Origin of the sequence: Pyxidicoccus sp. MSG2, assembly GCF_026626705.1 — a bacterium.
Classification (GTDB): domain Bacteria; phylum Myxococcota; class Myxococcia; order Myxococcales; family Myxococcaceae; genus Myxococcus.
Genome location: NZ_JAPNKC010000001.1, coordinates 5,796,303 through 5,820,362, shown reverse-complemented (window position 1 = coordinate 5,820,362; position 24,060 = coordinate 5,796,303). Strand labels below are relative to the sequence as shown.

The 24,060-nt window shown below is 71.2% G+C and carries 22 protein-coding genes; 11 read left to right on the top strand and 11 right to left on the bottom strand.

Features of this window, described 5'->3' with window-relative positions:
* The first annotated feature begins 515 nt into the window (after positions 1-515).
* Positions 516-1,187 (top strand): hypothetical protein, encoded by a 672-nt coding sequence (locus OV427_RS22740; RefSeq protein ID WP_267858243.1) that lies wholly within the window; start codon positions 516-518, stop codon positions 1,185-1,187.
* Positions 1,188-1,222: 35 nt separating this feature from the next.
* Here OV427_RS22740 and OV427_RS22735 read toward each other — a convergent pair whose 3' ends face one another.
* Complete coding sequence (locus OV427_RS22735) at positions 1,223-3,679, bottom strand: serine/threonine protein kinase (protein WP_267858242.1); 2,457 nt, start codon at positions 3,677-3,679, stop codon at positions 1,223-1,225.
* 465 nt (positions 3,680-4,144) lie between these two features.
* Between OV427_RS22735 and OV427_RS22730 the strand changes: the two genes are divergently transcribed.
* Together OV427_RS22730 and OV427_RS22725 are read left to right on the top strand one after the other, a co-directional pair.
* Entirely contained in the window at positions 4,145-5,881 is a 1,737-nt protein-coding gene (locus OV427_RS22730) for a S8 family serine peptidase (RefSeq protein ID WP_267858241.1), read from the top strand.
* Between the two features lie 197 nt (positions 5,882-6,078).
* Positions 6,079-6,747 (top strand): outer membrane beta-barrel protein, encoded by a 669-nt coding sequence (locus tag OV427_RS22725; RefSeq protein WP_267858240.1) that lies wholly within the window; start codon positions 6,079-6,081, stop codon positions 6,745-6,747.
* 149 nt (positions 6,748-6,896) lie between these two features.
* Here OV427_RS22725 and OV427_RS22720 read toward each other — a convergent pair whose 3' ends face one another.
* The gene (locus OV427_RS22720) at positions 6,897-7,355 is read right to left on the bottom strand and encodes a DUF2267 domain-containing protein (RefSeq protein ID WP_267858239.1); all 459 of its coding nucleotides are present in this window, start codon (positions 7,353-7,355) and stop codon (positions 6,897-6,899) included.
* 453 nt (positions 7,356-7,808) lie between these two features.
* Between OV427_RS22720 and OV427_RS22715 the strand changes: the two genes are divergently transcribed.
* Positions 7,809-8,219 carry a hypothetical protein gene (locus tag OV427_RS22715; protein WP_267858238.1) on the top strand — a complete coding sequence of 137 codons (411 nt, stop codon included), beginning with the start codon at positions 7,809-7,811 and terminating at the stop codon, positions 8,217-8,219.
* A 127-nt stretch (positions 8,220-8,346) separates the two neighbouring features.
* Positions 8,347-9,531, top strand: coding sequence for a cytochrome-c peroxidase (locus OV427_RS22710; protein ID WP_267858237.1), 1,185 nt, complete (start codon positions 8,347-8,349; stop codon positions 9,529-9,531).
* A 46-nt stretch (positions 9,532-9,577) separates the two neighbouring features.
* Here OV427_RS22710 and OV427_RS22705 read toward each other — a convergent pair whose 3' ends face one another.
* The 5 genes from OV427_RS22705 to OV427_RS22685 all read right to left on the bottom strand — a co-directional run bounded on the left by OV427_RS22705 (position 9,578) and on the right by OV427_RS22685 (position 14,048).
* Positions 9,578-10,984 carry a M24 family metallopeptidase gene (locus tag OV427_RS22705; RefSeq protein WP_267858236.1) on the bottom strand — a complete coding sequence of 469 codons (1,407 nt, stop codon included), beginning with the start codon at positions 10,982-10,984 and terminating at the stop codon, positions 9,578-9,580.
* 60 nt (positions 10,985-11,044) lie between these two features.
* Complete coding sequence (locus tag OV427_RS22700) at positions 11,045-11,356, bottom strand: DUF6968 family protein (RefSeq protein ID WP_267858235.1); 312 nt, start codon at positions 11,354-11,356, stop codon at positions 11,045-11,047.
* A 517-nt stretch (positions 11,357-11,873) separates the two neighbouring features.
* Entirely contained in the window at positions 11,874-12,239 is a 366-nt protein-coding gene (locus OV427_RS22695; RefSeq protein ID WP_267858234.1) for a hypothetical protein, read from the bottom strand.
* Positions 12,240-12,298: 59 nt separating this feature from the next.
* Positions 12,299-13,549: a Kelch repeat-containing protein gene (locus tag OV427_RS22690; RefSeq protein ID WP_267858233.1), complete on the bottom strand. Its 1,251-nt coding sequence runs from the start codon at positions 13,547-13,549 to the stop codon at positions 12,299-12,301.
* Between the two features lie 172 nt (positions 13,550-13,721).
* On the bottom strand, positions 13,722-14,048 hold the full coding sequence (locus OV427_RS22685) for a DUF2171 domain-containing protein (protein ID WP_267858232.1): 327 nt from the start codon (positions 14,046-14,048) through the stop codon (positions 13,722-13,724).
* A gap of 234 nt (positions 14,049-14,282) precedes the next feature.
* On the opposite strand from OV427_RS22685, the gene OV427_RS22680 reads away from it, so the two are divergent.
* Positions 14,283-14,480: a hypothetical protein gene (locus tag OV427_RS22680; protein WP_267858231.1), complete on the top strand. Its 198-nt coding sequence runs from the start codon at positions 14,283-14,285 to the stop codon at positions 14,478-14,480.
* A gap of 19 nt (positions 14,481-14,499) precedes the next feature.
* A complete protein-coding gene (locus OV427_RS22675; protein WP_267858230.1) occupies positions 14,500-15,006 on the top strand; it encodes an aminoacyl-tRNA deacylase in 507 nt (168 codons plus the stop codon).
* Between the two features lie 6 nt (positions 15,007-15,012).
* On the opposite strand, the gene OV427_RS22670 is transcribed toward OV427_RS22675, so the two are convergent.
* On the bottom strand, positions 15,013-16,026 hold the full coding sequence (locus OV427_RS22670) for an ABC transporter ATP-binding protein (protein WP_324289981.1): 1,014 nt from the start codon (positions 16,024-16,026) through the stop codon (positions 15,013-15,015).
* A gap of 294 nt (positions 16,027-16,320) precedes the next feature.
* Here OV427_RS22670 and OV427_RS22665 point away from each other — a divergent pair, with 294 nt between their 5' ends.
* Positions 16,321-17,112, top strand: coding sequence for an ABC transporter ATP-binding protein (locus OV427_RS22665; protein WP_267858229.1), 792 nt, complete (start codon positions 16,321-16,323; stop codon positions 17,110-17,112).
* Between the two features lie 3 nt (positions 17,113-17,115).
* Here the strand turns inward: OV427_RS22665 and OV427_RS22660 are convergent, their stop codons facing one another.
* Positions 17,116-17,670, bottom strand: coding sequence for a carboxymuconolactone decarboxylase family protein (locus OV427_RS22660; protein ID WP_267858228.1), 555 nt, complete (start codon positions 17,668-17,670; stop codon positions 17,116-17,118).
* An 86-nt stretch (positions 17,671-17,756) separates the two neighbouring features.
* On the opposite strand from OV427_RS22660, the gene OV427_RS22655 reads away from it, so the two are divergent.
* The gene (locus OV427_RS22655; protein ID WP_240360112.1) at positions 17,757-18,086 is read left to right on the top strand and encodes a winged helix-turn-helix transcriptional regulator; all 330 of its coding nucleotides are present in this window, start codon (positions 17,757-17,759) and stop codon (positions 18,084-18,086) included.
* A 1-nt stretch (position 18,087) separates the two neighbouring features.
* Here the strand turns inward: OV427_RS22655 and OV427_RS22650 are convergent, their stop codons facing one another.
* Positions 18,088-18,696 carry a DUF6891 domain-containing protein gene (locus OV427_RS22650; RefSeq protein ID WP_267858227.1) on the bottom strand — a complete coding sequence of 203 codons (609 nt, stop codon included), beginning with the start codon at positions 18,694-18,696 and terminating at the stop codon, positions 18,088-18,090.
* A gap of 268 nt (positions 18,697-18,964) precedes the next feature.
* Here OV427_RS22650 and OV427_RS22645 point away from each other — a divergent pair, with 268 nt between their 5' ends.
* Both OV427_RS22645 and OV427_RS22640 read left to right on the top strand, forming a co-directional pair.
* A complete protein-coding gene (locus OV427_RS22645; RefSeq protein ID WP_267858226.1) occupies positions 18,965-19,723 on the top strand; it encodes a hypothetical protein in 759 nt (252 codons plus the stop codon).
* Complete coding sequence (locus OV427_RS22640) at positions 19,720-21,951, top strand: hypothetical protein (protein WP_267858225.1); 2,232 nt, start codon at positions 19,720-19,722, stop codon at positions 21,949-21,951. Before OV427_RS22645 ends, OV427_RS22640 begins: the two co-directional genes overlap by 4 nt.
* Before the next feature lie 2 nt (positions 21,952-21,953).
* Here the strand turns inward: OV427_RS22640 and OV427_RS22635 are convergent, their stop codons facing one another.
* Positions 21,954-23,906, bottom strand: a complete 1,953-nt coding sequence (locus OV427_RS22635) for a DUF4185 domain-containing protein (RefSeq protein WP_267858224.1) — start codon at positions 23,904-23,906, stop codon at positions 21,954-21,956.
* Between the last annotated feature and the right edge of the window lie 154 nt (positions 23,907-24,060).

The window sequence follows — 24,060 nt, the reverse complement described above, 5'->3', positions numbered from 1 at the left end:
ATCCCCTGTACAGCCCCCCACCGCCCCCGCCGCTGCCGCCCCGCCCGCCACCGCCCACCACTCAGGGGGCCTTCCCGGCTTCCAGCTGGCCAGGAGCCCGCGCCTGCCGGCACGAAGCCCCGGTGGTGGTGGAGGCTTCGCCGCATCGCGCTGGACTCAAGATGAGAGCCGTTCCCCTCTGACGCCACTGCGAGAAGGCGACACGAGGCACGTCCTCCGGTCGAACCAGACGACACACCGGGCGCCTCCCGCCTCGGCTGCCTCCGCTCGCGGCCGGGAGACCTTCATCCGGGGAGGGTGGGGAAGGTGGACACGCGGCGGCGGGCCGGCATCGTCCGGGAGTCGCGGGCACCCCGCCCCCGGGGCTTCAGGCTTCAGCGCGGCTCGCGCCCGGGGCGCCTCCCCGATGAGACACGGCGGCACGCGCGAGGTGTTCCCCGTCTGTCACGGCGGAATGTCCGTGCGGCCCGGCGTCTCGGGCCGGTCTATGCTTCCCCTTCCCGAAAAGAGGGTGGATGAGCGACGGGGCGTTGTTCTCGACGGACTCGGTGAGACCCGAGTCCCGGTACCAGTGGCACCTCTGGCTGGCGGACCTGCTGGACCTGGCGACGGCGGCGCTGGTCGGCTGGGCCGCGCTGCGCCTGCTGGAGGTGGAGCGCACAGCGGGGACGCTGCTGCTCGCCATGGCGCTGGCGTGGCTCGTCGCGTCCGCGGTGGGTGGGCTCACCGGCCGGACGCTGTGGCGTCAGGTGGCCGGCGTGCGACTGGTGCGGGGAGAGGCGGCGCCGGGCCTGCCGCTCGGGCTGGCGCGGGCCGCCACCGCGCCCGTGGAGTTGCTGCTGACGGGCGTGCTGCACCGGCGTCCGCTGGACGCGAAGCTGGGCCTGCACGCCCAGCCGGTGGCGCCGGGCGCGGGCCCACGGCTGAAGGGCGTGGCCGTGCAATTGCCGTGGCTGGGGGTGCTGGCCGGCGCGGTGTGGCTGCTCATCACGCCGACGAAGGCGGAGGCGCTGAAGTACCTGGGGAAGACGCTGACCGGCTGGCACTGCTGCCACGGCACGCGGGATGCGACGTGGGAGTGCCGGCGCTCGCTGGACCGGCTGGTGCGCAACGCGCGCGGCGGTGACGCGGAGGCGAAGGCGCTGGTGGCCGACTGTCCCGTGGCCGTGGACCGGCTGAACGAGTGAGGGGCACGGGGCCGGCCTGCTCCGCTGGAGCCTGGCTACCTCACCAGCTTCTTCTCCACGGTGTATTCACCTTCGTTGCAGAAGATGCCCAGCTTGCTGGAGCCCAGGTCGAATTTCGCTTCCTGGTTGGGCCTGAATAGCCTCTCGGGAACCGCCCGCTCCTCGTTTGCCGCGATCTTGCCCACCGAGGCCACTCTGCGCACGGGCATCACCACCGAGCACCCGGTCCATGGAGTGGTGCCCTGGTTACGGACCTTGATGGCCACTTTGGCAACCTGCTCGAACACGCTCGGCAGCGACATGTCCGCATAGAGGGCCTCCCTCACGGGCTTCACGGGCTCCTCGGCGGTGTCCGGCTCCTCGGTGTCGGTGTCCCCCTCGGCCTTGTCGGGAGCGGGGGCCGAGCCCTCGGGCACGGCCACGTAGATGTCTCCAGCGGAGGCGAGGTCCGCTGGCTCCAGCACGAGGTATGTCTTGCGAAGCTTCTTCAACCCCTTGAGCCCCCTGGCGGGCTTCTGCACGGTGGCGGACCCCACCACGGGCCGCTGGCCGTTCTTCGCCGGCCCCACCACCATCACCTGCGCACCCGGGACGAGCCCCGCGGCCAAGCCTCGCTCGACGTAGTGGTTCTCCCCCTCCTCGACCACCTTGAGCACCAGGGAGGGAGAGACGTACCGGACCGTCGGCGCGGCGGGTGCCGGCGTGGCTGGCTTCTTCTTCACCGGGGTCTTCGCCGTCGTCGTGGGCGCCGGGTGCGCCACGGGCTCCACCGGCTCCGTCTTGCCCGGCGTCACGCTGCCAGCGGCGACGCTCGCCGAGGACGGCACGGCCGCTGCCGCCGGAGCGCCCTGTCCCGTGGCGGCCACCACGGCCCCGGCGTCCGCGGTCCCAGCGGTCGGAGTCCCGGCAGCGGCGGTCCCCGTATTGGGGGCCGTGCCCGAAGTCCCCGCGGCCACCGTGCCCGAGGTGCCAGTCGTCGCCTCGGGTCCCTTCGCGCTCGCGCTGTTCGCCGTGGGGGCTGGCGTGTCCTTCACCGGAGTGGCCGGGGCCTGCGCCACCGGAGCCCCCGTCCGGCCGATGAACAGCGCGGTGCTGGCGGCGGTGGCAATCACCAGCAGCACGGCGATGGCGGCGTAGAGCCCCGTCGGGCGCCTGCGGGCCGCACGCTCCTCCAGCGCCTCCTCGGCGGCGGCCGCGTCCACCTCCACCGCGGGCACCGGGCGCGACGGCTTGCGCACGCCCTGGCTTCCACTCGGCGCACGCGCGGGAGCCGGCGCGGCGCCAGAGGGCTGGCGCACCGTGGTGGCGCCCAGGTCCGCGTCGTCACCGTCCGCATACACGGCGTCGGGCCGGGCCATGCCTCCCGACTGGCGCGCGAGCTGGCTGTCGCTGCCGCTGCGCACCATCGTGGACCCGTAGCCGGAGACATCCTCCTCCGCCGCCGGCGGCTGCGGGCCGGTGCCGAACACGCCCGTGCCCGTGCTCGGCGCGGGGGTGCGGTGGTGGCCTGAAGACGAGCTGACCTTGGAGATGAGCTTGCGCTGCGAGGCGAAGGCCTCCGGGCACAGCGCGCGGACGAACTGGCCCACTTCCTCGGCGCCCACCGCCGCGCCCGTGCGGACCAATTCCCCGTTGAGCGCGCGGGCCCACTCATCCGAGCGCCCGTAGCGCGCGTCCGGTTTCGCCTCCAGCGCGCGCCGCACGACGGCGTCCAGCGCGGCGTCCACGTCCGGCCGGGCCTCGGTCAGCGAGGGCACCACCGGCTGCGACATGGCCGCCATCATCTCCCCCACCGTCCCGTGGGGAATCAGCGAGCGGCCCGCGAGCATCTCCCACACCACCACGCCGGCCGAGTAGATGTCGCTGCGGTGGTCCAGGGCCTCGGCGCGCACCTGCTCCGGGGACATGTACCCCAGCTTCCCCATCACCGTGGCCGGCAGCGTGTACTTGCTGCGCGCCGCGGACTTGGCGAGGCCGAAGTCGATGACCTTCACCTCGCCCTCGTACGACACCATGACGTTGTGCGGGGACACGTCGCGGTGGACGATGCCCAGCGGCGTGCCGTCCGGCCCCGCCTTGCGGTGCGCGTAGCCCAGGCCCTCCGCCATGCGCTGGCCGAGGAAGAGCGCCACCGGCACCGGCACCTGGACGTTCTGCGCCCGCGCTTGCTCCAGCAGGTACGCCAGGTCCACGCCGGCCACGTACTCCAGCGCCATGAAGTAGGTGCCGTCCGCCTCGCCCATGTCGTACACCTGGGCAATCGACGAGTGGACGAGGTGCACCAGCACCTTGGCCTCGTGGTGGAAGCGGTCCAGGAACTGCCGGTCCTTCAGCAGCGCCGGGAGAATCGTCTTGACGATGCACGGCTTCTCGAAGCCGGCCGCGCCGCTGATCTTCGCCAGGAAGACTTCGCCCATGCCGCCCTGGCCCAGGGGGTGGACGAGCTCGTAACGCCCGAGGAAGCGTGGGGACTCTGTAGGTGCGGTGCTCATGGCTTCTCCCGGCAGCGAAGCACCCGCCACTGGACGAATCAAGCAGGCGGGGGACTTCCAGTGGTTTTGGACACCGCTGGCGCCCTGAACGGAAAGCCCCTCCCCCGGGGAGGTGTCAGACCCATCCGTCAAGACTGTCCGTGAAACCGCCAATACGTCCACGGCTCCGCGTCGTTGAGACTTTTCACGAGTGAGTCCGGGGCCCACCCGTCGGTCGGGGTGGGCGGCCGGAGCGCGGAGCCGTAACCGCGGTTCCAGGGGCGTCGCAGGGTCCGGCACAGCGGTTCCGGCCCCCAACAGACGGGATGTGAACCTCCACACCTCCCGTTGCCCCGGCCTCCCGCAACCGTTGCGGAGGCGCGAGGGGATGCACTCCCTGGAGGCATGCCCGATCAGCGGACCGGAGGCATCCGGCCCGCTGCGTGTGGGTGTCTCGCCGGGTGGCGGTGACGGAAGGAGTGGCTCATGAAGCGCTGGGGACTCGTCGGGCTTGTGGCGATGGTGGCATGCGCGCCGGAGAACACTTCGTACAAGGACGCCCAGGGCGGGGTGTGCCCGAATATCTCGGCGGGCGCGCTGGAAGTGGCACCGCCGGGTCAGACTGGCGCCCCGGCCACGCCCGGGGATGACGGCCGCAAGTCGTACATCGTCCGCTTCCGGGACGGCGGCGTATCGGCCGCCGCCCAGGTGCACCAGTTGGGCTTGGGCGGCCGGGTGACGTCCACGTACCGCAGCGTGCCCGCCGTGGCCGCACGCCTGTCGGAGCAGGAGCGCGACGCGCTGGCGAGGGACGCGCAAGTGGAGAGCATCGAGCCGGACCAGGTCTGGCACTCGCTGGGGCCGGCCACCATGCCGGCGCGGACCCTCGCCTCCTCGGTGGTGAAGGGCAGCATCTCCAGCGAGTACACCGCGGGGCTGCTCCGGGTGCAGGCGAACCAGGTATGGGACCTGGACGGAGACGAACAGCCGGACCCGGGGCGCCCCACGGGCCGGGGCGTGCGGGTGTGCATCATCGACAGCGGGCTGGACCTGGAGCACCCGGAGCTGCGGGGCGCGGTGGTGGCGGGACACGACTTCCTGGACGGTGACGACGAGCCCTGGGACGGGAGTCTCAAGGCGTGGGGCACCGGCCATGGCACGCACGTGGCGGGCATCATCGCCGCGCGGGCGGGCGGAGGCGCCGAGGCCGGCATCGAGCTGCCGCGGGGCCGCGGCCTCATCGGCGTGGCGCCGGAGGTGGAGCTGGTCATCGCCCGGGTGCTGGACGTCTACGGCAGCACGCAGATGAGCTATGTGCTGGCGGCGCTGGAGTACTGCTCGAGCCAGGGGGCGAAGGTGGCCTCGCTGTCACTGGGCGGCGGCTTCGCCTCGCGCACCACGCTGCAGGCCTTCAAGGCGGCGTACACCGGCGGGATGCTGGTGGTGGCCGCGTCCGGCAACGACGGCAGCCAGGTGGTGTCCTACCCCGCGTCGGACCCGTCCGTGCTGGCGGTGGGCGCGGTGGACGCGCAGGACCGGCGGGCGCGGTTCTCCGCCGGCGGCGGCGACCTGGACCTGGTGGCACCGGGCGTGGACGTGCTGTCCACCTTCCCCCGCGGCTGGGGCACCCTATCCAAAATGGAGGCGGACGGCACGGACATGCTGTCTCGCGCGCTGCTGTACGCGCCCCCGGGCGAGTACAACCAGAAGCTGGTGGACTGCGGCGCGGCGGAGACGATGGACTCGTGCGCGGGCAGCGTGTGCAGCGGCTTCATCGCCTACGTGCGCCCCGGCCGCGTCTCCGCGGCGCAGGCCATGGTCAACGTGATGAGGCAGGGCGCGAGGGCCGTCATCTTCTCCACCGATGACGTGGAGGATGGCGCGCAGATTCTCTCGCTGCCCCAGGGCGGCACGTGGGTGCCGGCGGTCACCATCAACAGCGGGGGCAGCACCATGCTGGACCAGCGGTTCGACTACCCCGTGCGCATCGACGTGAACCGGGCGGACTACACGTACATGTCCGGGACGTCCATGGCCGCGCCGCACGTGAGCGGCATCGCCGCGCTGCTCTTCAGCGCCCACCCGACCGCCACGCCGGAGCAGGTCAAGAATGCCCTGCTGGATACCGCGGAGGACCTGGGCACCAAGGACCGCGACACGGACTACGGCGAGGGACTGGTGCAGGCGAAGGCCGCGCTGGACTCGATGTCGCAGCTGCCGTGAGCCGGGCGCTCCGGCCGCCCTCGGGATGAGGCCTTCCCGCCCCGCGGGGTGGGAAGGCCGGGCGCATGGAGTGCCCGAGGGGCCGCCCCGCCCCGCGGGGAGGGAAGGACGGGCGCATCCCCCGGCGCCGGGACGTTGCCGGGACTACCCACGCGGAGCACGTTGCCTTTCGGACGAAGGAAAAAGGAGTCCGAGCGATGAAGGCATTCGTGCTGAGCGGGTTGTGCGCGGCGGCGCTCTGGGGTGGCGCGGCGCGAGCCCAGGAGGATTACCGGCCGTCCGCGCAGAGCGTCGAGCTGGAGACCGTGCAGGTGGACACCCGGACGAACCGGGCCGACACCGGCATCTACGCCATGCTGGGCGGTGGCGCGGAGGGCTACACCGGGCAGCTGGCACCGACCATCAACCCCGGCCTGTCCTATGGCGCCACGCTGGGCTACCGCCCCTCGCCCTATTTCGGAGTCGAGCTGGGCTACAGCGGCGGCGTGAGCGACGTCGACTTCAACCGGGCCGACGGCGGCGGCATCGCCAACGGCCCGGACCTCGTCCGCAATGGCGGCCAGGCCCTCCTCGTGGGCAACATGACGGACACGAAGCTGCAGCCGTACGTGGTGAGCGGCGTCGGAGTGGAGACCTACAACGTCCGCAGCGACAGGAGGGGCGAGGCGCTCGGCTTCAACGACGACACCAGCGGCTACGTCCCGGCGGGCCTCGGGCTGCGCTACCAGCTGGGCGGCCTCATCACCGCCGACGCGCGCGTCGCCTACAACATCCTGTTCGACCAGGACTTCGCCCCCAGCACCCTGCAACCGGGCGTGGGGGACGGCCGCTACTCGGCGACGCTGTCGGTGGGAGGGACCTACTGAGCGCCCGCCTGCACGGGGGCCGCGGGTGACGGTGGGCGTCCGGACTCGAGCATGCTCCGGGCGCCCGCGCCTGCTTCCGGGGGGCCGTACTCCGGGGAGGGCCGGGCGGGAGGACACCGGCCCTCCCGCCCCGACGGGCACGGGACGGCTCAGGCCGGGCGGTCAATCTGCAGGCGCGCGGCAGCCCACGTGCCCTGGAGCCACTTGGGGAGCTGGCCCTCTATCTTCCGGGCCTCGGCCTCGACAATCTGCGTGTGCAGCGCGGCGAACACGCCGTGGAGCACGAGGCGCACGTTCTCCGGCTCGGCGTTCAGGTGGTTGGCCACCATGAGGTAGAAGTCGTCGCGGTCCAGGTTGGCGGGCTCCTCGCCGCGGTGCCGGTGGCAGGCGCCCATCATCTCCCGGACGTCCGGCGAGAGCTGCTCGCGCAGCTGCCGCACCAGGCCTCCAGGCAGCCGCTCCGACAGCGCACAGAACACCGCCTCCGCGGCGCGCTCCGCCTCGTAGTCCGGAATCTGCGCCGACACCTTGTCGAGGAAGGACTTCCGGTCCGTCCCCACCCCCAGCCCCGACCACGACTGCGTCTGATCCTGCTTCTGCATCGACATGCGCGTCTCCTCTCCTGGCCTTCACCGTGGGGGCGGCGGCAGCGGCTGGCAGCAGGCGGAGGGCCATCGTCCCGGCCGTTTGCTCCGCGTCACCGGAGCGTCACGGAGCGTCACCGGAGCGCCACCGGAGCCTCGTCGGGGGGAGCAAGCGGCCTCCCGGCTTCGCGAAAGTGGGACGCGTGTGTCCATTCCCGGGACGTCCCGCACCGTGTCATGTCTGTCTTTGATTGGACCAATGAAGCCGGCTGATTCTCCGATACAGCGCGTGTTCACCGGGGCGACACAGCGTCCGGAACCGGGCGGAATTCCTGGAGAATTCCAGAAACCCCGTACCGGTGGGGTGGCACAAAAGCAGTGGAATGAATTCCCTACGCAATTGTATGGGTGGCCGCGCCGTAGGTCGCCTGTACCGCGGCCGAGCCGCCTTCTCGTTACCCCACGAAGTGAGGATTCATGTATCGGATTGCCATTGCCGCCCTCGTCCTTGCCGCCACCGGTTGCGCCACCATGGGTGGCGGAGGCAGCCGCGAGGGCAACGCCACCGTCGCGGGCGTGGTGAGCCTGCCGCAGAGCGGGATGAAGACCGACGGCGCGTGCGACCAGCTGAAGGTGGTGGTGTCGTCGCCGGCCACGCCGGCGGACGCGCTGGGCCGGGCGATGGTGAAGCCCAGCCGCAATGGTCGCTGCTCGTTCACGGTGTCGAGCCTGCCCAGCGAGATGGACCTGCAGGTAGGTCTGGCGGCGGACTCGGGCCTGAAGTGTGAGAGCGGGGCCGCGCCGACGATTACGCCCGCCCCGTCGGCGGTGAAGCTGAAGGACTACGGCACCTCGAACCGGGACTTCACGCTGAGCTGCGGCGCCTGATGACGCCGGGTCCGCGTCCCCTCTCCCGTCGGGGGGGACGCGGGGATTGATTCGCGCGGGAGGGAACGCGAAGCTGCCGGTTCGAAGTCCAGGGGTGGCTCGAGGTACCGCGAGGGCCGGGGCCGCCATGGACGTGAAGAAGGACGACCCGGTGAAGACCCCGTACCGATTGCGCACCGCCGCGCTCGCCCTGGCCCTGGGCGGGCTGGGGCTGGCTTGTGACTCCGAGGAGGCGTTTCCCAACGTCGACGAGCTGGACCAGCTCCGCAGCCTCCACACCCAGGCCCGGCAGCCCCCGAAGGACGTCACCAACCGGGTGGACGGCGTCGCGCGGGCGGAGCGGCTGGGAGACCTGCTCTTCCACGACCCGAAGCTGTCGCGCTGCGGGACGGTGTCGTGCCAGAGCTGCCACGGCGGCGACGGGCGCACGGTGGACACGGCGACGGCGGAGGGCTGCGGCGGCAAGCGCACGGTGCGCAACCCGCCCACGGTGCTGAACGTGGCCTACAGCCGCTGGTTCATGTGGGACGGGCGCGCGGACCGGCTCTGGAGCCAGGCGGTGCTGCCGCTGACGAACCCGGACGAGATGAACTCGGACGCGACGGTGGTGGGCGCGCGGCTGGCGGCGGAGGAGTACCGGGGTGAGTACCAGGCCCTCTTCGGGAGGTTTCCGGAGGACGAGACGGGCCCGACGCTGCTGGCCAACGTGGGCAAGGTGCTGGCGGCGTACGAGCGGACGCTGGTGCGCACCGACGCGCCCTTCGACGAGGACGTGAAGCGCTTCATCGCCGCGGCGGAAGCCGGGACGGCGGAGAACGACCCGGTGTACCTCGGGCTGAAGACCTTCGTGCGCAAGGGCCAGTGCGTGGTGTGCCACAAGAGCCCGTCGCTGAGTGACGACCTGTTCCACAACATCGGCGTGGAGGACTCGGGGAGCGGCGCGGGTGGACAGTGGGCGGCGCTGGAGCCGCTGCTGGACTGGGAGTTCAACGCCGCGAGCGCCTTCAGCGACGCGCCGGCGGGCACGGACGCCGTGCGGCTGAAGACGCTGCGGGCGGAGGCGAACCAGCAGGAGATGGAGGGGGCGTTCCGCACGCCGTCGCTGCGCAACGTGGCGCTGACGGCGCCGTACATGCACACCGGAGCTCAGGCCACCCTGGAGGACGTCGTCGACTTCTACAACGAGGGCGGTGACCCGGCGGGCTCCTTCACGGGGCGCAGGACGGACACCATCGTGAAGCTGGACCTGACCGACGCGGAGAAGCAGGCGCTGGTGGCGCTGCTGAAGTCGATGACCGGCGCGGCGCGCTGACGACGGCTCCGGGGCTCCCGCCGGGTGGGAGCCCCGCGACGTCCGCTCAGCGCACCAGGTGGAAGGCCGTCTGGCGCTGCCAGCCCCAGTGCACCTTCCCCTGGGCGTCGATGGTGATGTCCTCCTCCTGCGCGGAGCGCACGCGCTGCCCGTTCCACTCGGGCACGGCGCTCGTCGCCTGGAGCTCGATGGAGAACCACTGGTTGGCGATGACCTTGTGGTCGCCGTTGCCGGGCACGCCCTCCTGACGGTCCCACAGGCCGACGAAGGGCCCCGCGCCGTGGCCATGCAGGCCGATGGGGTGCGAGTAGATGGTGCCGTCGAGGCCCTCGCCCTTCATCCGCTCGCGCGCGACGCGGAGGATTTCATTGCCGGTGCGGCCGGGGCGCAGCTCCTCGAAGACGATGTCCTGGAGGCGGTTGGACGCCTTGAGCGCGGCCTTGAGGCCCTCGGGGGCGTCCGTCTCCCCTTCGCGCAGCACGTAGCCCATGTGCTGCGTGTCCGTATTCAGCCGCAGCGCGGTGATGCCGAAGTCGCAGTGGAGCACGTCGCCGCGCTGGATGACGGGGTCCTCGCCGAGCTCCGCCTCGGTGGCGCCCTGGCGCTGCACGTCCACGGAGGGGTGGAACCAGGTGTCCAGGCCCAGGTCGGTGAGCCGCTGCCGCATCCACCACTCCACGTCGTGCGCGCGGGTGGTGCCGGGGGTGATGACGTCGCTGGAGAAGGCGCGCTCGATGATGTTCCACGCGAGCTTCGTCATGTCCTCGTAGAAGCGGGCCTCGTCGGCGGAGCGCCAGGCGATGAGGTCCACGGCGAGCCCTTCCGCGGGCTTGAAGCGCTTGACCCAATCGGGGCCGAGGGCCTCGGCCATGCCCTCGTATTCGCCGTGGGTGAGGCCGTCGGCGAAGGCGAACGTCCGGGACACGTTGATGCCGATGACCTTCGGGTTGCGCTCCTGGAGGACCTGCTTGAGGACCTGCCACTGCTCGGGGCCCCACAGCTCGGCCTCGCGGCTGACGCCGCCGCCGTCCACCTGACGCTGGGCGCGGCGCGGGGTGAAGACGCCGCCCTGCGAGCCGCCGCCGAGGGCCAGCCGCTCCACGCCCTTCTCCGGGCCGCGGTCGTGGAAGACGTAGATGGTGCGGCGGCGGGCGGCGAAGGTGGTGGGGGCGGACAGCGCGGTGAAGACGGGGTCCTCGTTGTACTCGCGCATGGGAACGACCCACAGCTCGATGCCGTACTGGCGCATGAGCTGGGGGAGGGCCTTCTCCATGCGCTCGTTGAGCCAGGCCTGCTGACGCTGGGCCTGCTCGCGCAGGGTGCCGAAGGGGCGCTCCGGCGCGGGGGCGCGGGTGGCGGCGACGGCCAGCGGCTCCCCCGGCGATGCGGCGGGGGCGGTGGCACAGGCGGTGGACAGGAGCAGCGGAGCAACGAGCAGGGTCCGGGTGCGCATGGGCGCGCAGTCTGTCACGGGCCGGGGCGCGGTGCCGCTGTGACGCACGGGACGTGAAAGTCAGGGAACGGCAGGGGGCTTCGCGCGCGGGCTCACCTTGCGCATGTCGCGGAACCCATCGTCCACGATTCGCATCGCGTTCCTCAGTGCATCGACGGGGCCGACACCCACGACCGAGTAGAAGTCGGGATGCTGCGGGTGCTCGATGAGCAGCGGGCAATACCAATCCCCGTTCGGGTCTCCCGGAATCGGGACGGGCCGGCCGACGGTGATGCGGACGAAGCGCTTCTGCCCTTCATCCGTTTCGAAGGACCAGTAGTCGTCGGCAATCGGGTCATCAATGGAGGTGAGCTGCGGCAGCCATCCAGCCATGAGGCTCCTCTCACTCGGTCCGCTCGGGACACCGGGCCGAATCGTCCATACACACATGCACGCGGTAGCACATGTTCTTGCACGCGACCTTCGTGCCGGAAACAGCACCCCAACACAGCTCACGCTGCCAGGCCTCCGACAGTCCCCGACAGAAGCTCTCGAGCACCGCGCCTCCGGCATCACAAGCCTTGAGGCACGTGTCCAGGTTGAAGGCCCCAGGCTTCACGGAAGCAGCGGCCGGAGGCGGACATCCCTCTGGATTCAGCGCACAGAAGCTCCCGGGTCCACGCGGATGATCCGCTCGAAGCATGGAGCGGGAGCCAACAGGGTGCGCTCCACAGGAAAGCAGGATGACTGCCCCACCTGCCACTCCGAGCAACAGCCCGACTCGTCGAAGCCAGAGCTTCATATCCATCGTGCCTCCGACGAGGACCGTTGCTGCCGGACACGATAGTGACTTCTCTTCCGCAGCCAGGAGCGCGCCGAGCTACCGCGCGTCAGGAAACGGACACGGACCTCAAGGAGCCCCCGCGCACGCCGAGTCATCCACGCCGCACACCGCGCTCACCCGCGCAGCATCCGGAGCCCGCTGGCACTCGCTCGCCAGCGCCGACTCCAGCTCCTCGGTGCGGATGCGCATGCACTGCACGCAGCCCGACTTCGCTCCCGAGACACCACCGTTCAGCTCCGGCTCCACCGCCGCATACGCCGCGAGCACCTCCGCCACGCACTGCTCATAAGGCCCCGTGCTCCCGTCACACCGCTCCGCGTACGTGCACATCGCCGCAGCCGTGCGCTCCGCCAGCTCGGTGTAACTGAGTTGCGGCTCCTCCGAGCCTCCGCAGCCCGCGAGCAGCACGCCCACCACCAGGAATCGCCTCATGCCCGCATCTCACCCGGGCGCGGCGCCGCCGTCATCCACGGCGCCGCATGCCCGCCCGCTCACGGCACGCCCGACCCCTCCGCGCGGCACTCCCCCGCCCCGCAGACCTCCGCGCCGCACGGCCCGCAGTCGAGCGTCCCACCACAGCCATCCGCCACCGGCCCGCACATCCCCTCGCGCGCCGAGCACACCGTCGGCACGCATCCGCCCGGCACGTACCGCTCGCTCACGGACAGCATCCCCTCCACCTCGTTTCCACCGCCCATCACCAGCACCGCGCCGTCCGGCAGCACCACCGCGGCCAGCTTCCCGCGCGGCTCCACCAGCGCCGGCACCGACGCCCACGTCCCCGTCGCTGGCTCGAAGCGCTCCACCGACGCGAGTGCCCCCGTCGTGTAGTGCTCGCCACCCAGCACCCATACCGCGCCGTCCGCCGTCACCACCGCCGCGTGGTGCTCGCGAGGCACCGCCGGCGCCGCCACCAGCGTCCACTCGCCCGTGTCCGGCGCGTACACCTCCGCCGTGCCCGCCGCGCGCGCCGTCGTGCCGCCCACCACCAGCACGCGCCCGTCCGGCAGCAGCGTCACCGTGTGCGCCAACCGGTGCGTCCCCGCCGCGCCACCCGCCGGCCCCGCCTTCTCCCAGTGGCCCGTCGCCGCGTCGTACAGCTCCGCCTGCAGGCCGCTCGCGAAGAGCGCCTTGCCGTTGGCCAGCAGCACCGCCGTCCGCGCACCGCCGCGCGCGAAGCCGGACGCCTCCGCCGCGCTCCACGTGCCCGTCACCGCGTCGTACAGCTCCGCCGAGCGCAGCGGCCGCCGGTCCACGTCCGTGCCTCCCGCAACCAGCACGCGCCCGTCCGGCAGCAGCACCATCGCCGGGTCATTGCGCGCCTCGGCCATCGATGCCGTGTCCGTCCACGCGCCCGTGGCCGGGTCGTACACCTCGGCGCTCGCGAGCGCGCCCATCGCCGCGCCGTGCGTGCCGCCCACCGCCAGCACGCGCCCGTCCGCCAGCCGCACCGCCGCGTGGTTGCGCCGCGCCGTGCGCAGGGAACCCGTCACGTGCCACAGGCCCGACCCCGGCTCGAACACCTCGCAGCTCGCGAGCGTGCGATTGCCGTCATGCCCTCCCACGGCCAGTACCCGCCCATCCGCCAGCGAGACGAACGGCAGCAGCTTGCGCGGCGTGGCCAACGCCAGCGGCCGCGCGGCCGCGTCCACGTGCCCCTCTTCGGCACGTGGATCAGAGCTGCACGAGAACACCAGCGCGAAGAGCGCCGCGGTAACGCAGGATGTCGAGAACCGTCGCATGAGCCCACCCGGATGGCTGGTCGAAGAGGACTCGTTTAGCCTGACGGTCTGACATTTCTGGGCTATCCCACCTGAGTGATTCCCGACGCTTACACCGCCCCGCGGGTCGGAATTCCAGCAAAGCGGGTTCGTGACGGGGGCCTGGGCCAGGGGCGCTGGCGCAGCGCATCAGTCAGTGCCGGACGGGCTCCACCTCCATGTCGGAGGCGGCATTCACGGGCTCGGCGTCCATGCCCTGGCAGTGGCGGGGTGGCAGGGCACTGCCGTCGTCGTCCTCCTCGAGCGTGAGCAGCGGGTGGTCCGCGTTCGCCAGGTACACGTCCTGGTCGCGGATGAAGTCCACGTCGCCGTACTCCACCAGGTAGTCGCGCCGCGGAATGGGCACGAGCCCCTGCTCCAGCTCGAAGTGGATGTCTCCTATCGCGGCCACACGCCCCACGACGCGCCCGTCCGCGGTCCGCACCGTCATCCCCTCGCGCACATCCCCGACCTGAACCATCTGGGCCTCCTCGTGCTCGTGGCACCCGGACCCTCCGGGCCCTCATGAGAAGAACAGTGAGGGCTCGCGCGGCGGGCGGCACCGTCGGGGGAGACGGCCGGAGGAGCGCTCCACTGCTCCAACGAGGAAGCGGAGAGGGATGCGGCGTCAGGCAGACGGGCAACGTGGGCCCCGTGCGGGCACGCGGGGCCGGCACTCGCGTCGGTGCCTAACGTTCGCCGCAGGAGGTGCTTCATGCTGTTGGAACTGTCCGCGGTAGAGGCGCGCGAGCTGAAGCAGGCGCTGGACTCGGCGCTGCGCGTGCTCCTGGACGAGATTGCCCATGCCGACCAGCGCGCGTATCGCGACATGCTGCGAGAGCGGTACGACCGGATGGAACAGCTCACACGGCGTCTGGAGATGACGCTCGAAGGGAATCAGGTCTACGCCTGAGTCCGGCGCAGCGGCTCGCATGATTCCGGACTCCATCATCGAGTATCTCCAGCGCCACCGCGTCCCCTTCGAGCGGCGGTCGCACTTCCGGGCCCTCCGCGCGCAGTCACTCGCGGCGTCGCTGCACGTCACGGGCTTCCAGGTGGCGAAGACGGTCATCATCCACGCGTCGGACCGGCTGTGGCTCTGTGTGGTGAGCGCGCCGGACACCGTGGACCTGGGCCGCGTCGCGGAGATGCTCGGAGTCCGCAGGCTGCGGCTGGCGGAGGAGTCGGAATTCGTCGACCTCTTCCCGCAGTGCGAGCCGGGCGCCGAGCCCCCCTTCGGCCAGCTCTACGGCCTGCCCGTGGTGGTGGACGAGCACCTGCGCCACGCCGGGCGACTGTTGTTCCGCGCGGGCTCGCACACGGAGGCCATCGAGCTGCGCTTCGAGGACTTCCTCCAACTGGAGGAGCCGCTGCTCGGGCACATCGTCAGGGACCGTCCGAGGGAGCTGGCGTACGCACCGGCGGAGCTGCACGCGTAGCGCCGCTCACATCGCCCGACTCGACTTCGCATCGAACCGTCGCAACCTCGCCGCGTCGTAGCGCAGCCACACGGGACTGCCGGTGGGCGCACGGAAGTCTCCGGCCGCGCGCGCCACCATGCGCTCGCCGGCCACCTCCACCGTCACCCAGCTCTCCGCGCCCATCGGCTCCACCAGGTACACGCGGCCCTCCAGCGCTCCTGCCGGCGCCGCGCCCTGCCCTACCTCCAGGTGCTCGGGGCGCAGGCCCAGCACCACGTCCACGTCCGGCCGGCCCAGCGTGCCCGGCTTCACCAGGTTGATTCGCGGCGAGCCGAAGAAGCCCGCCACGAACAGGTTCGCCGGCGCGTCATACAGCTCTCGCGGCGGCGCCACCTGGTGCACCTCGCCCTGGTGCATCACCACCACCCGGTCCGACAGCGTCATCGCCTCGGCCTGGTCATGCGTGACGTAGATGAACGTCGCCTTGAGCTGCTCGTGCAGCTTCTTGATTTCCCCACGCATCTGCGCGCGCAGCGCCGCGTCCAGGTTGGACAGCGGCTCGTCGAACAGGAACACCTTCGGCCTGCGCACCAGCGCGCGCCCCAGCGCCACGCGCTGCCGCTGCCCACCCGACAGCTCCTTCGGCCTCCGCGCCAGGAGCGCCTCCAACCCCAGCACCGCCGCCACCTCGCGCACCCGCGCGTCGATGTCCGCGCGCCCCAGCCCCGCCACCTCCAGCGGAAAGGCCAGGTTCTTCGCCACGTCCATGTGCGGATAGAGCGCGTAGCTCTGGAACACCATGGCGATGTCGCGCTCGCGCGGCGACATCCCATTCACCACCGTGCCGTCGATGCGCAGCGTCCCGCCCGACAGCTCCTCCAGCCCGGCGATGAGGTTCAGCGTCGTGGACTTGCCGCAGCCCGACGGCCCCACCAGCGACACGAACTCGCCGTCCGCGATGTCCAGCGTCACGCCCTTCACCGCGGCCACTCCGCCCCGGTACACCTTGCGCACGTCCTGCAGGGTCACCGTTGCCACGCGGCTAGACCTCCCCGGTGCCCGGACCCCGGGCCCACCGCGCGTCACACCGTATCGACGTCCGCATGGCTCGGAGCATCCCTTCCCCTGCCTGCACGGCAAGCACTCCGTCACGCCGCCGTGCACCCGCGGACATCCCGCGCCCCCCACAGACACGCCTGGGGACGCCGCCCGGACACCGGAGTGCATCCCCCACACAGCCGCCGGAGACGCCGCGCACCCGGGGTACGCCCTCCCGAGAACGAAGGGATTGGGGCAGCGGAGGGAAGCCCCGCGCACTATGGTGGAGCCGCCATGAGCAACACGAGCGGCGAGCCGGCGCGTCCCCCGGCCATCGAGGTCAGGGACATCCACAAGTCCTTCGGCGCCACCGAGGCGCTGCGAGGCGTCAGCCTCGTCGTCCCCGAGGGCACCACCTGCGTGCTGATGGGCGTATCCGGCTCGGGCAAGACGGTGCTGATGAAGCACATCATGGGCCTGCTCAAGCCGGACAAGGGCGCGGTGCTGGTGGAGGGCCAGGACCTGGCGCAGATGGATGAGACGGCGCTGAACAACATGCGCCGCAAGCAGGGCATCCTCTTCCAGGCCAACGCCCTCTTCGACTCGCTCAACGTCTACGACAACGTGGCGTTCCCGCTGCGCGAGCGCACGAAGATGTCCGAGGCGGAAATCAAGGAGACGGTGGACAAGACGCTGGCCAAGGTGGGCCTGTCGCACGCCACCACGCGCTTCCCGGGCGAGCTGTCCGGCGGCATGCAGAAGCGCGTGGGCTTCGCGCGCGCCACCATCCTCCAGCCGAAAATCCTCCTCTACGACGACCCCACGGCCGGTCTGGACCCGCTCACCACCGCCGCCGTCAACGAAATCATCTTCACCGGCAAGCAGCAGCTCGGCGCCACCTCACTGGTGATTACGCCGGACGTGGCGTCCGCCTTCGGCATGGCCGACGCCCTCGCCCTCATGCACGAGGGCCTCATCGTCGAATACGGCCCCCCGGACAAGTTCCGCGAGTCCCAGCACCCCGAGGTGAAGGCCTTCATCAAGAACTGGCTGCAGCGCCGCGCGAAGAGCAAGTCCCAGGCCTGAGCGTCACGGCGGGCCGGGGAAGCGCGCGGCGAAGGACTCCAGCGGCAGGCGCAGCGCGTTCGTGACGAACGAGATGGCGTGGTAGTAGCCCGCCAGCACGAGCAACTCCAACAACTGCGCCTCGCTCCACTCGCGCGCCAGCTCCGTCCAGAGCGCGTCCGGCACGGTGGCGCTCGCGTGCAGCGCGTCGCAGAGCCGCAGCAGCAGCCGCTCGCGCGGGCTGAACGGCGTGGCCTCCACGTCCTCCGTGCACAGGCCGTGGACCTCCTCGGGCGTCAGGCGCACGCGCTCGCCAAAGAAGGCCACGTGGACGCCCCACTCGTACTCGGAGCCGCAGCGCCAGCACGTCCGGTCGATGACCAGCTCCCGCTCGCGCAGGCTCACGCTGCCCTTGTCCAGCAGCCCGCCCGCCATCAGCCGGCTGAAGACCCTCTCGTTCTTCGCCAGCGTTCGGAAGAGCCCGAGGGGCGGCACCCCCTCCGGCATGATTCGCGCGAGCGCGGCGGTGACGGCCTCGGAGTACGGCGGCTCCATGGGCGCGATTCGGGCCCCGTTCATGTCTCGCCTCCTCGTCTTCGGGATGCTACGTATTCCGTAGCACCCACCTTCTAACGCTACGCTTTCCGTAGCGCAAGGGAGACACCGTGGCACGAACGCCCAGACCCGGCTCCGCCGCCCGAGGCTCCCGCACCGGCCGGCCGGTCATGGTGTTGCTGGACCTGCTCGGCCGGCGGTGGGCGCTGCGCATCGTCTGGGAGCTGCGGGGGGACGCCCTCACCTTCCGCGCCCTGCGCGAGGCCTGCGGCGACGTGAGCCCCTCGGTCCTCAACACGCGTCTCAAGGAGCTGCGCGACAGCGACCTGGTGACGCTCGACGAGGCCGAGGGCTACGTGCTCACCCCGCTCGGACGGGAGCTGCTGGAGCGCTTCCTCCCGCTCGTGGACTGGGCGGAGCGTTGGGCGAAGCGCGGCTGAGCTACGCCCGGGCCAGCTCGCTCCACCGGCGCTTGCGCCACTCGAAGGGGGGAATCTGGATGCGCTCCTCCACGGAGCCGTTCCACTCCGTCTTCACCCCATGGCGCCCGAGCACTTCACACACCTCGCGGCCGATGGCGAGGCTCGCCGCCGCGTGCTTCGCGGAGTTGTTCTCGTAGGCGCCGAAGGCCAGCATCAGCCCCTGGCCCGCGACGCCGCGCTCCAAATCCTGCCCGTGGTAGAAGACGGCCCCGCGCGGCGGAGTGTCCTGGTAGCTGGCGACCTCATTCACGTCGGACCAGCCGTCGGACATCGTGTAGCCCGCGTTCTCCAGCGCGACGATGCCACGCTGGTTCAGCTCGTCGAAGGCGCTGTCGATGGCATCATTCAGCGTCGGCTCGCTCCAGCCCGCCTCCCGGACGCGCTGCTCCTGGAGCAGCTTCCGGGCGTGGTCTTGCAACTGCTCGGTCAGCACGCCGCTGCTCTCGCCCAGCTCGTCCTCCACCCACTGCTCCAGGCTCTCGAGGAGCTCTTCCTCGTCCTCGAAGCCGCCGCGCACCGCACACTCGACGCGGGCGAACAGATGCTTCCGGGAATCATCGTCGCTCATGCGCGGGACTCTATTCCGGGCGCCCGTGTCCGGGCGCGTCCACGCCGCTGCCCGGACCCGCACCGCGAGACCGGGGCGCGCATACCCCAGGACACCCTGACCCGCCCCGGGATGAATCCCTGGCGCTGGCATTGCAGAATGCCGTCGTGCCGCCGGGCCACCGGCGTCCGGCATCCACTCAATGTTCCCAGCGCATCCCCTACCGCCCGAGGCCATCCTGCCGCGCCGAACAGCCCGGGCCGTCGACGGATGTGGCCCGACAACCGCCATGCGCCCGAAGGACTCCGAGGCCGCCCCGCCACGCCATGGCCACCGGGCCGCGCTGCTGCTGTGCACCCTCCTGGCCTGCACGCCCGCCGCCGAGCCCCCGCGCGTCGTCCTCTGGGCCTGGGAGCGGCCGGAGGACCTCCGCTTCCTCGCGGGCCAGGCCGTGGACGTGGCCTTCTTGCTGGCGACGCTGGAGCTGACCGGGACGGACGTGCTCGTGCACCCGCGCCGCCAGCCGCTGCACCTGCCACCGGGAGTCTCGCTGAAGGCCACCGTGCGCCTGGAGATGCACCCGGGAGCCTCGCTCGCGGACTTTTCCCCCGAGCGCCTTCGCGCCCTGGCCGAGCGCCTCGCCACCCTCGCGCACCGCCCCGACGTGACGGCGTTGCAGCTCGACTTCGACGCGCGCGAGTCGGAGCAGGACGCCTACGTCACGCTGCTCCAGGAGACGCGCCGGCTGCTGCCTCCGGCCCTGCCCCTGTCCATCACCGGGCTGGCCTCCTGGTGCGTTGCGGGAAGCTGGCTCACGCGCGCGCCGGTGGACGAGGTGGTGCCCCAGCTCTTCCGCATGGGCGCCGAGGCCCCCGCCTTCCGCGCCCGCTTCGCGCGCGGGCTGCCACTGCCGTGCAAGGGAAGCGTGGGCCTCGCGCTCGACGAGTGGCAGCCCGTGCCTCCCGGCGTCTCCACCCTCTACCTCTTCAGCCCCCGCCCGTGGACGCCCGATGCGTTCGCGCGAGCGGTGGTGGGAATGAAGCCATGAAGATTCTGCTCCCGGCCGCGCTCGGCCTCGCGCTCCTCGTGCCTCCGTCCTCCGCGGAGGCCTGTGCCACCGACGATGGCTCGCCCATCCACGTCCACCGCACCCATCCCGACCGGCCCTTCACGTCCTTCGCCGCGGGGCGCCTGGGCGTGCTGCGCGAGACGTACCGGCACATGTACCTCGCCTATGCGTACCGCTCGATGATGGGCGTGCCCACCACGGCGGACGAGCAGCGACACCTCGTGGACATGTGGTCGCGCAAGCAGGGCGACGTGTCGCTTCCCGGCACGGAGGAGGAGCTGAAGCTCTGGCTCGCCGTCCGGGCGGAGGTGGCTCCCGCGCTACCGCCCTCCGCGCCGCACGCCGTGGGGGAGACCGACTATGCCCAGTACGCGCGCATCCAGGGCGATGCCTTCCTGAAGGCCGCGGACACCGCGCGCACGCTCGCGCGCGAGTGGAAGGAGCACCCGTCGCTGGTGGAAGAGTGGGTGAGCAACCAGGACGCCGTCTTCAGTGCGTGCGGCGTGGTGCAGGAGTTGGAGCCGAAGCTCGACGAGGGCCTGAAGCCCGCGCAGAAGGCCCGCCGCACCGCCGAGCACGCCTACCAGGAAGCCGCCGCCTCCTTCTACTGCGGCAACTACGACGGGGCGGCCGAGGCCTTCCAGGGCATCTCCCAGTCGGCGGACTCGCCGTACCAGGCGCTCGGTGCGTACCTCGTGGCGCGCAGCCGCGTGCGCCAGGCGCTCTTCGGGCGGAAGGAAGCTTCCTTCCTCGGTGACCCGGCCACGGACCCCGAGTTCGTCGCGCGGCTCACCGAAGCGGACAAGGTCATCGACAAGGTCCTGGCCACGCCGAAGTGGGCGCAGGTGCACGGGCCCGCGCGGCGCCTGCAGAGCCTGGTGCGCGTGCGCCTGCGGCCGGACACCTGGGGCTGCGAGCTGCTCTCGCGCGTGCTCCAGCCGGGCACGGGCTCGTCGCTCGGCGCGGAGCTGGGCGACCTGGACCTGGTGGGCTGGCAGGCGGAGCGCTGCACGGGGCTCCCCGCTCCCGCGGCGGAGCTGTCCGAGTGGCTCGTCGCCACGCGGGGAATCACGAAGCCCGGACAGTCGGAGGAGGACGCGCGCCTCCAGGCGTACGACACGGCCGTGGCCCGCTGGAAGAAGTCGGCGCACGTGCCGTGGCTCGTCACCGCGCTGCTCAAGGCGCGGCCGGACTCCGCGGGACTGGCGGCGCTGCTTGCGGACGCGGCGAAGGTGCCTGTCGCCTCACCGGCCGGGGTGACGCTGGCGTACCGCTCCGCGCACCTGCTGCGCGAGCGGGGGGACGTGAAGGGGGCACAGGCGCGGCTCGCGACGGTGCCGCTGGAGCTGACGAGGGAGCAGGTGTCCACCGACAACCTGCTGCGCGAGGAGCGCTTCGCGACGGCGCGGAGCTGGGAGGAGCTGTTCCGCAACTCGACGCGGCGGCTCGCCGGCATCCAGTCCATGGAGAGCTTCAGCGACGCGGTGGACATGCCGCCCGATGCGCGGCCGGTGTCCTTCGGTGAGGAGGTCCTCCCCATCCTGGAGCCCCGGCTGACGACGCGTCGGATGGCCGAACTGGCCGCGAGCGACGCCCTGTCCCCGGCCCTGCACCGGTGGGTGGGCTGGACGGCCTTCGCCCGCGCCACCGTGGTGGGCGACGACGAGACGATGCGGGCCACGGCGAAGTCGCTCGCCGCGAAGGAGCCCGCGGCGAAGGCGGAGTTGCTCGCCATCGACGGAAAGCCGACGCCCGAGGAGCGTCGGTTCGAGGCGCAGATGTTGCTCATGGGGCTGCCCGCGGTGTCGGCGCGGCTGGGGCCCTGGGTGTCCCGGCTGGCGACGGACGACCCGAAGTTCGACCTGACGCTGGACGTGTCCGGAACGAACTGGTGGTGCGCGCCCAAGGCGGGCGAGCCCGTGCAACCCTTCCCCTTCGCGAGCGAGGCGGAGCAGAAGACCTCCGCCGCCGAGTGGAAGGCGCTCATCGACGCGGGGGACTCGGTGCCGTACTTCGCGCGCGTGGCGCTCGACTGGGCGAAGGCGCATCCCGAGGACCCGCGCTCGCCCAAGGCGCTCTTCCGCGTCGTGAGGGCCAGCCGGCGCGGCTGCCGCCAGGGCACGGCGGAAGCCAAGGAGGCCTTCCGCTACCTGCACGAGCACTACAAGAAGAGCCCCTGGGCGAAGAAGGCCACCCGCGTGTACTGACCTCAGTTCCGCGTCAGGCTCACGTCATCCACCTGAATCCAGGTGTCCGTGCCGTGGCCCCACATCCCCGCGAACAGCTCCACGCTGTGGTTCGCTCCGGAGTTGAACGTCACCGTCAGCTGCGTGTAGCTGCCCAGCGGCTGCGCGAACTGGACCTCGTTCAGGATGGGGCCACCACGCAGCATGCGCGCACCGAAATAGCCTTCGGTGTGCGCCCCGGCCGTCTTCACCCAGCCAGTGAGCGTGTAGCTCGTATTCGGCGTCACGCCGACCTCCTGCTTGATGGCATTCCACCCGTCCGTGTTCCGCGCCCACGCGTTGTTCGCCCCCGTCCGGGAGTACCCCAGGCCCCGGTCGATGCCCGCATTGCCCTCGGCGTACCAGGGTGACGTCGCGCTCGCGGACGGCTGCTGCTCGAAGCCCGCGTGGCCGACGAGGTTGGCCCCCTTGCGCAGGCTCACGTCATCGAGCTGGAGCCACGTGTCCCCGTTCGCCCACAGTCCGCTGTACACCTCCACCACGGAGTTCGCTCCGGAGTTGAAGCTCACGACCTGCTCCGTGTACCCCGGCAGCGAGCCGAAGGGCCGCTCGCCCAGGATGGGCCCGTTGCCCGGTCCCCTCGCTCCGAAGTACGCCTCCGTGTTGTTCGCGGACGTGCGCACCCAGCCCCGCAGCGTGTAGTCCGTATACGGCTGCACCACGACACCCTGCTTCAGCACATTCCAGCCGCTGCTGGCGCGCACGAAGCCGTTGTCCTGTCCCGTCCGCGCGCCGCCCAGGTTGCGGTCCACGCCACCACCGCCCTCCACCCACCAGGGCGCCATCACCGGCGTCGCCGCCTGCGTCTCGAAGCCGGGCTCGGAGAGCAGGTTGTCCCCTTCCGAGTCACCCGTCAGCGTCGCCCGCATCAGGAACGTGTTGTACGGCGTCCACTGGGACATGACGAAGTACAGCTCGTTGGCGGTGCTCCCCCACGGGTGGATGAACGCGTTGTAGAGCCCGGGGAACGCACTGCCACTGGCGAGCACCTTCTCCCCGCTCCACGGCCCCGTGGGCGTGCCGGCGTCACGAAGGACGATGGCCTGCCGATGCTCGTTCAGGTACGTCATCAGGAACCGGCCGAGCGCCGCGTTGTACGAGACGGACAGCTCACTCGCGATGCCGATGGCGACGGGCCGCGCCGCGGCCTGGGACGCGGACCAGCCATTCCCATCCCAGTAGCGATACGCGTTGATATCCAGCAGCGAGCCCTCGGGAACCCGCGCCAGGTGCACGTTGCCGCGGCGCCCGTTCGGCGTCGCGTACATGTAGACGAACCCGCCATTCTTCACGAAGGCGGCCATCTGGAAGTTGTTCGTCCAGGAGGCGTTGTTCTGCCATCGCGCGCTCGGGTGCTTCACCCAGTTCTGCCCGTTGTCGTCCGAGTACGCGATGCCCGAGTAGTTCGTGTACCAGAGGCCCGCCTCGCCCCAGTGGTTCACGGACATGTAGTGGAGGTAGTGCCGCGAGCCCACGGTGACGCCGGCCGTGGGGATGACCGTCATCTCGTCGTTGTTCACCTTCTTCGACGGCAGGATTTCCTTCGCGTGCCGGGTGGCGTCCTGAATCATCGTGGTGAACGTGAGTCCGTTCGACAGCGTCGTATCGGAGGAACGGGCCAGCACGTTGCTGCGCCAGCCGCCGCCACAGCCGCCGTTGCCGCACCACCCCACGCCGAACGTGTCGCCGAACACCAGGAAGACCTCACCGCCGCCCTTGTCCCAGATGATGCCGAGGTCCGTCCCGTACACCTCGTAGTTGGTGTGCGTCTGGTTGGGATTCGGAATGGACTCCCCGGCCGGCGTCGCCCCGGTGACGCGCGACACCTTCGTCACGCCCGTCGGCGTCACCGCGTGGGCGCTCCCCGTGAAGGCGAGCAGCAGCAGGGTCCACTTCCAGCGCGTCGTGCGTCTCATCGCTCGGGTCCGCCTCTCGGGCATGTCGGTTCAAACTGGAGTCCAGAACAGGAATCCATGTCTTCCGAGACATACCAGAATCAACATCGGGAGCCCCCTCCGGGCACAGCGCGCGAAGGCGCGAGCTGTCCGTTCACAGACGGGCGGGAATGAA

Excerpts from the sequence above, each read along its gene's own strand:
- OV427_RS22680 (WP_267858231.1), top strand. The coding sequence starts at position 14,283 with ATGCTGTTGGAACTGTCCGCGGTAGAGGCGCGCGAGCTGAAGCAGGCG.
- OV427_RS22705 (WP_267858236.1), bottom strand. The coding sequence starts at position 10,984 with ATGCGCACCCGGACCCTGCTCGTTGCTCCGCTGCTCCTGTCCACCGCC.
- OV427_RS22650 (WP_267858227.1), bottom strand. The coding sequence starts at position 18,696 with ATGAGCGACGATGATTCCCGGAAGCATCTGTTCGCCCGCGTCGAGTGT.
- OV427_RS22685 (WP_267858232.1), bottom strand. The coding sequence starts at position 14,048 with ATGGTTCAGGTCGGGGATGTGCGCGAGGGGATGACGGTGCGGACCGCG.
- OV427_RS22640 (WP_267858225.1), top strand. The coding sequence starts at position 19,720 with ATGAAGATTCTGCTCCCGGCCGCGCTCGGCCTCGCGCTCCTCGTGCCT.
- OV427_RS22740 (WP_267858243.1), top strand. The coding sequence starts at position 516 with ATGAGCGACGGGGCGTTGTTCTCGACGGACTCGGTGAGACCCGAGTCC.
- OV427_RS22730 (WP_267858241.1), top strand. The coding sequence starts at position 4,145 with ATGAAGCGCTGGGGACTCGTCGGGCTTGTGGCGATGGTGGCATGCGCG.
- OV427_RS22715 (WP_267858238.1), top strand. The coding sequence starts at position 7,809 with ATGTATCGGATTGCCATTGCCGCCCTCGTCCTTGCCGCCACCGGTTGC.
- OV427_RS22735 (WP_267858242.1), bottom strand. The coding sequence starts at position 3,679 with ATGAGCACCGCACCTACAGAGTCCCCACGCTTCCTCGGGCGTTACGAG.
- OV427_RS22720 (WP_267858239.1), bottom strand. The coding sequence starts at position 7,355 with ATGTCGATGCAGAAGCAGGATCAGACGCAGTCGTGGTCGGGGCTGGGG.
- OV427_RS22695 (WP_267858234.1), bottom strand. The coding sequence starts at position 12,239 with ATGAGGCGATTCCTGGTGGTGGGCGTGCTGCTCGCGGGCTGCGGAGGC.
- OV427_RS22635 (WP_267858224.1), bottom strand. The coding sequence starts at position 23,906 with ATGAGACGCACGACGCGCTGGAAGTGGACCCTGCTGCTGCTCGCCTTC.
- OV427_RS22665 (WP_267858229.1), top strand. The coding sequence starts at position 16,321 with ATGAGCAACACGAGCGGCGAGCCGGCGCGTCCCCCGGCCATCGAGGTC.
- OV427_RS22690 (WP_267858233.1), bottom strand. The coding sequence starts at position 13,549 with ATGCGACGGTTCTCGACATCCTGCGTTACCGCGGCGCTCTTCGCGCTG.
- OV427_RS22645 (WP_267858226.1), top strand. The coding sequence starts at position 18,965 with ATGCGCCCGAAGGACTCCGAGGCCGCCCCGCCACGCCATGGCCACCGG.
- OV427_RS22660 (WP_267858228.1), bottom strand. The coding sequence starts at position 17,670 with ATGAACGGGGCCCGAATCGCGCCCATGGAGCCGCCGTACTCCGAGGCC.
- OV427_RS22675 (WP_267858230.1), top strand. The coding sequence starts at position 14,500 with ATGATTCCGGACTCCATCATCGAGTATCTCCAGCGCCACCGCGTCCCC.
- OV427_RS22700 (WP_267858235.1), bottom strand. The coding sequence starts at position 11,356 with ATGGCTGGATGGCTGCCGCAGCTCACCTCCATTGATGACCCGATTGCC.
- OV427_RS22725 (WP_267858240.1), top strand. The coding sequence starts at position 6,079 with ATGAAGGCATTCGTGCTGAGCGGGTTGTGCGCGGCGGCGCTCTGGGGT.
- OV427_RS22710 (WP_267858237.1), top strand. The coding sequence starts at position 8,347 with ATGGACGTGAAGAAGGACGACCCGGTGAAGACCCCGTACCGATTGCGC.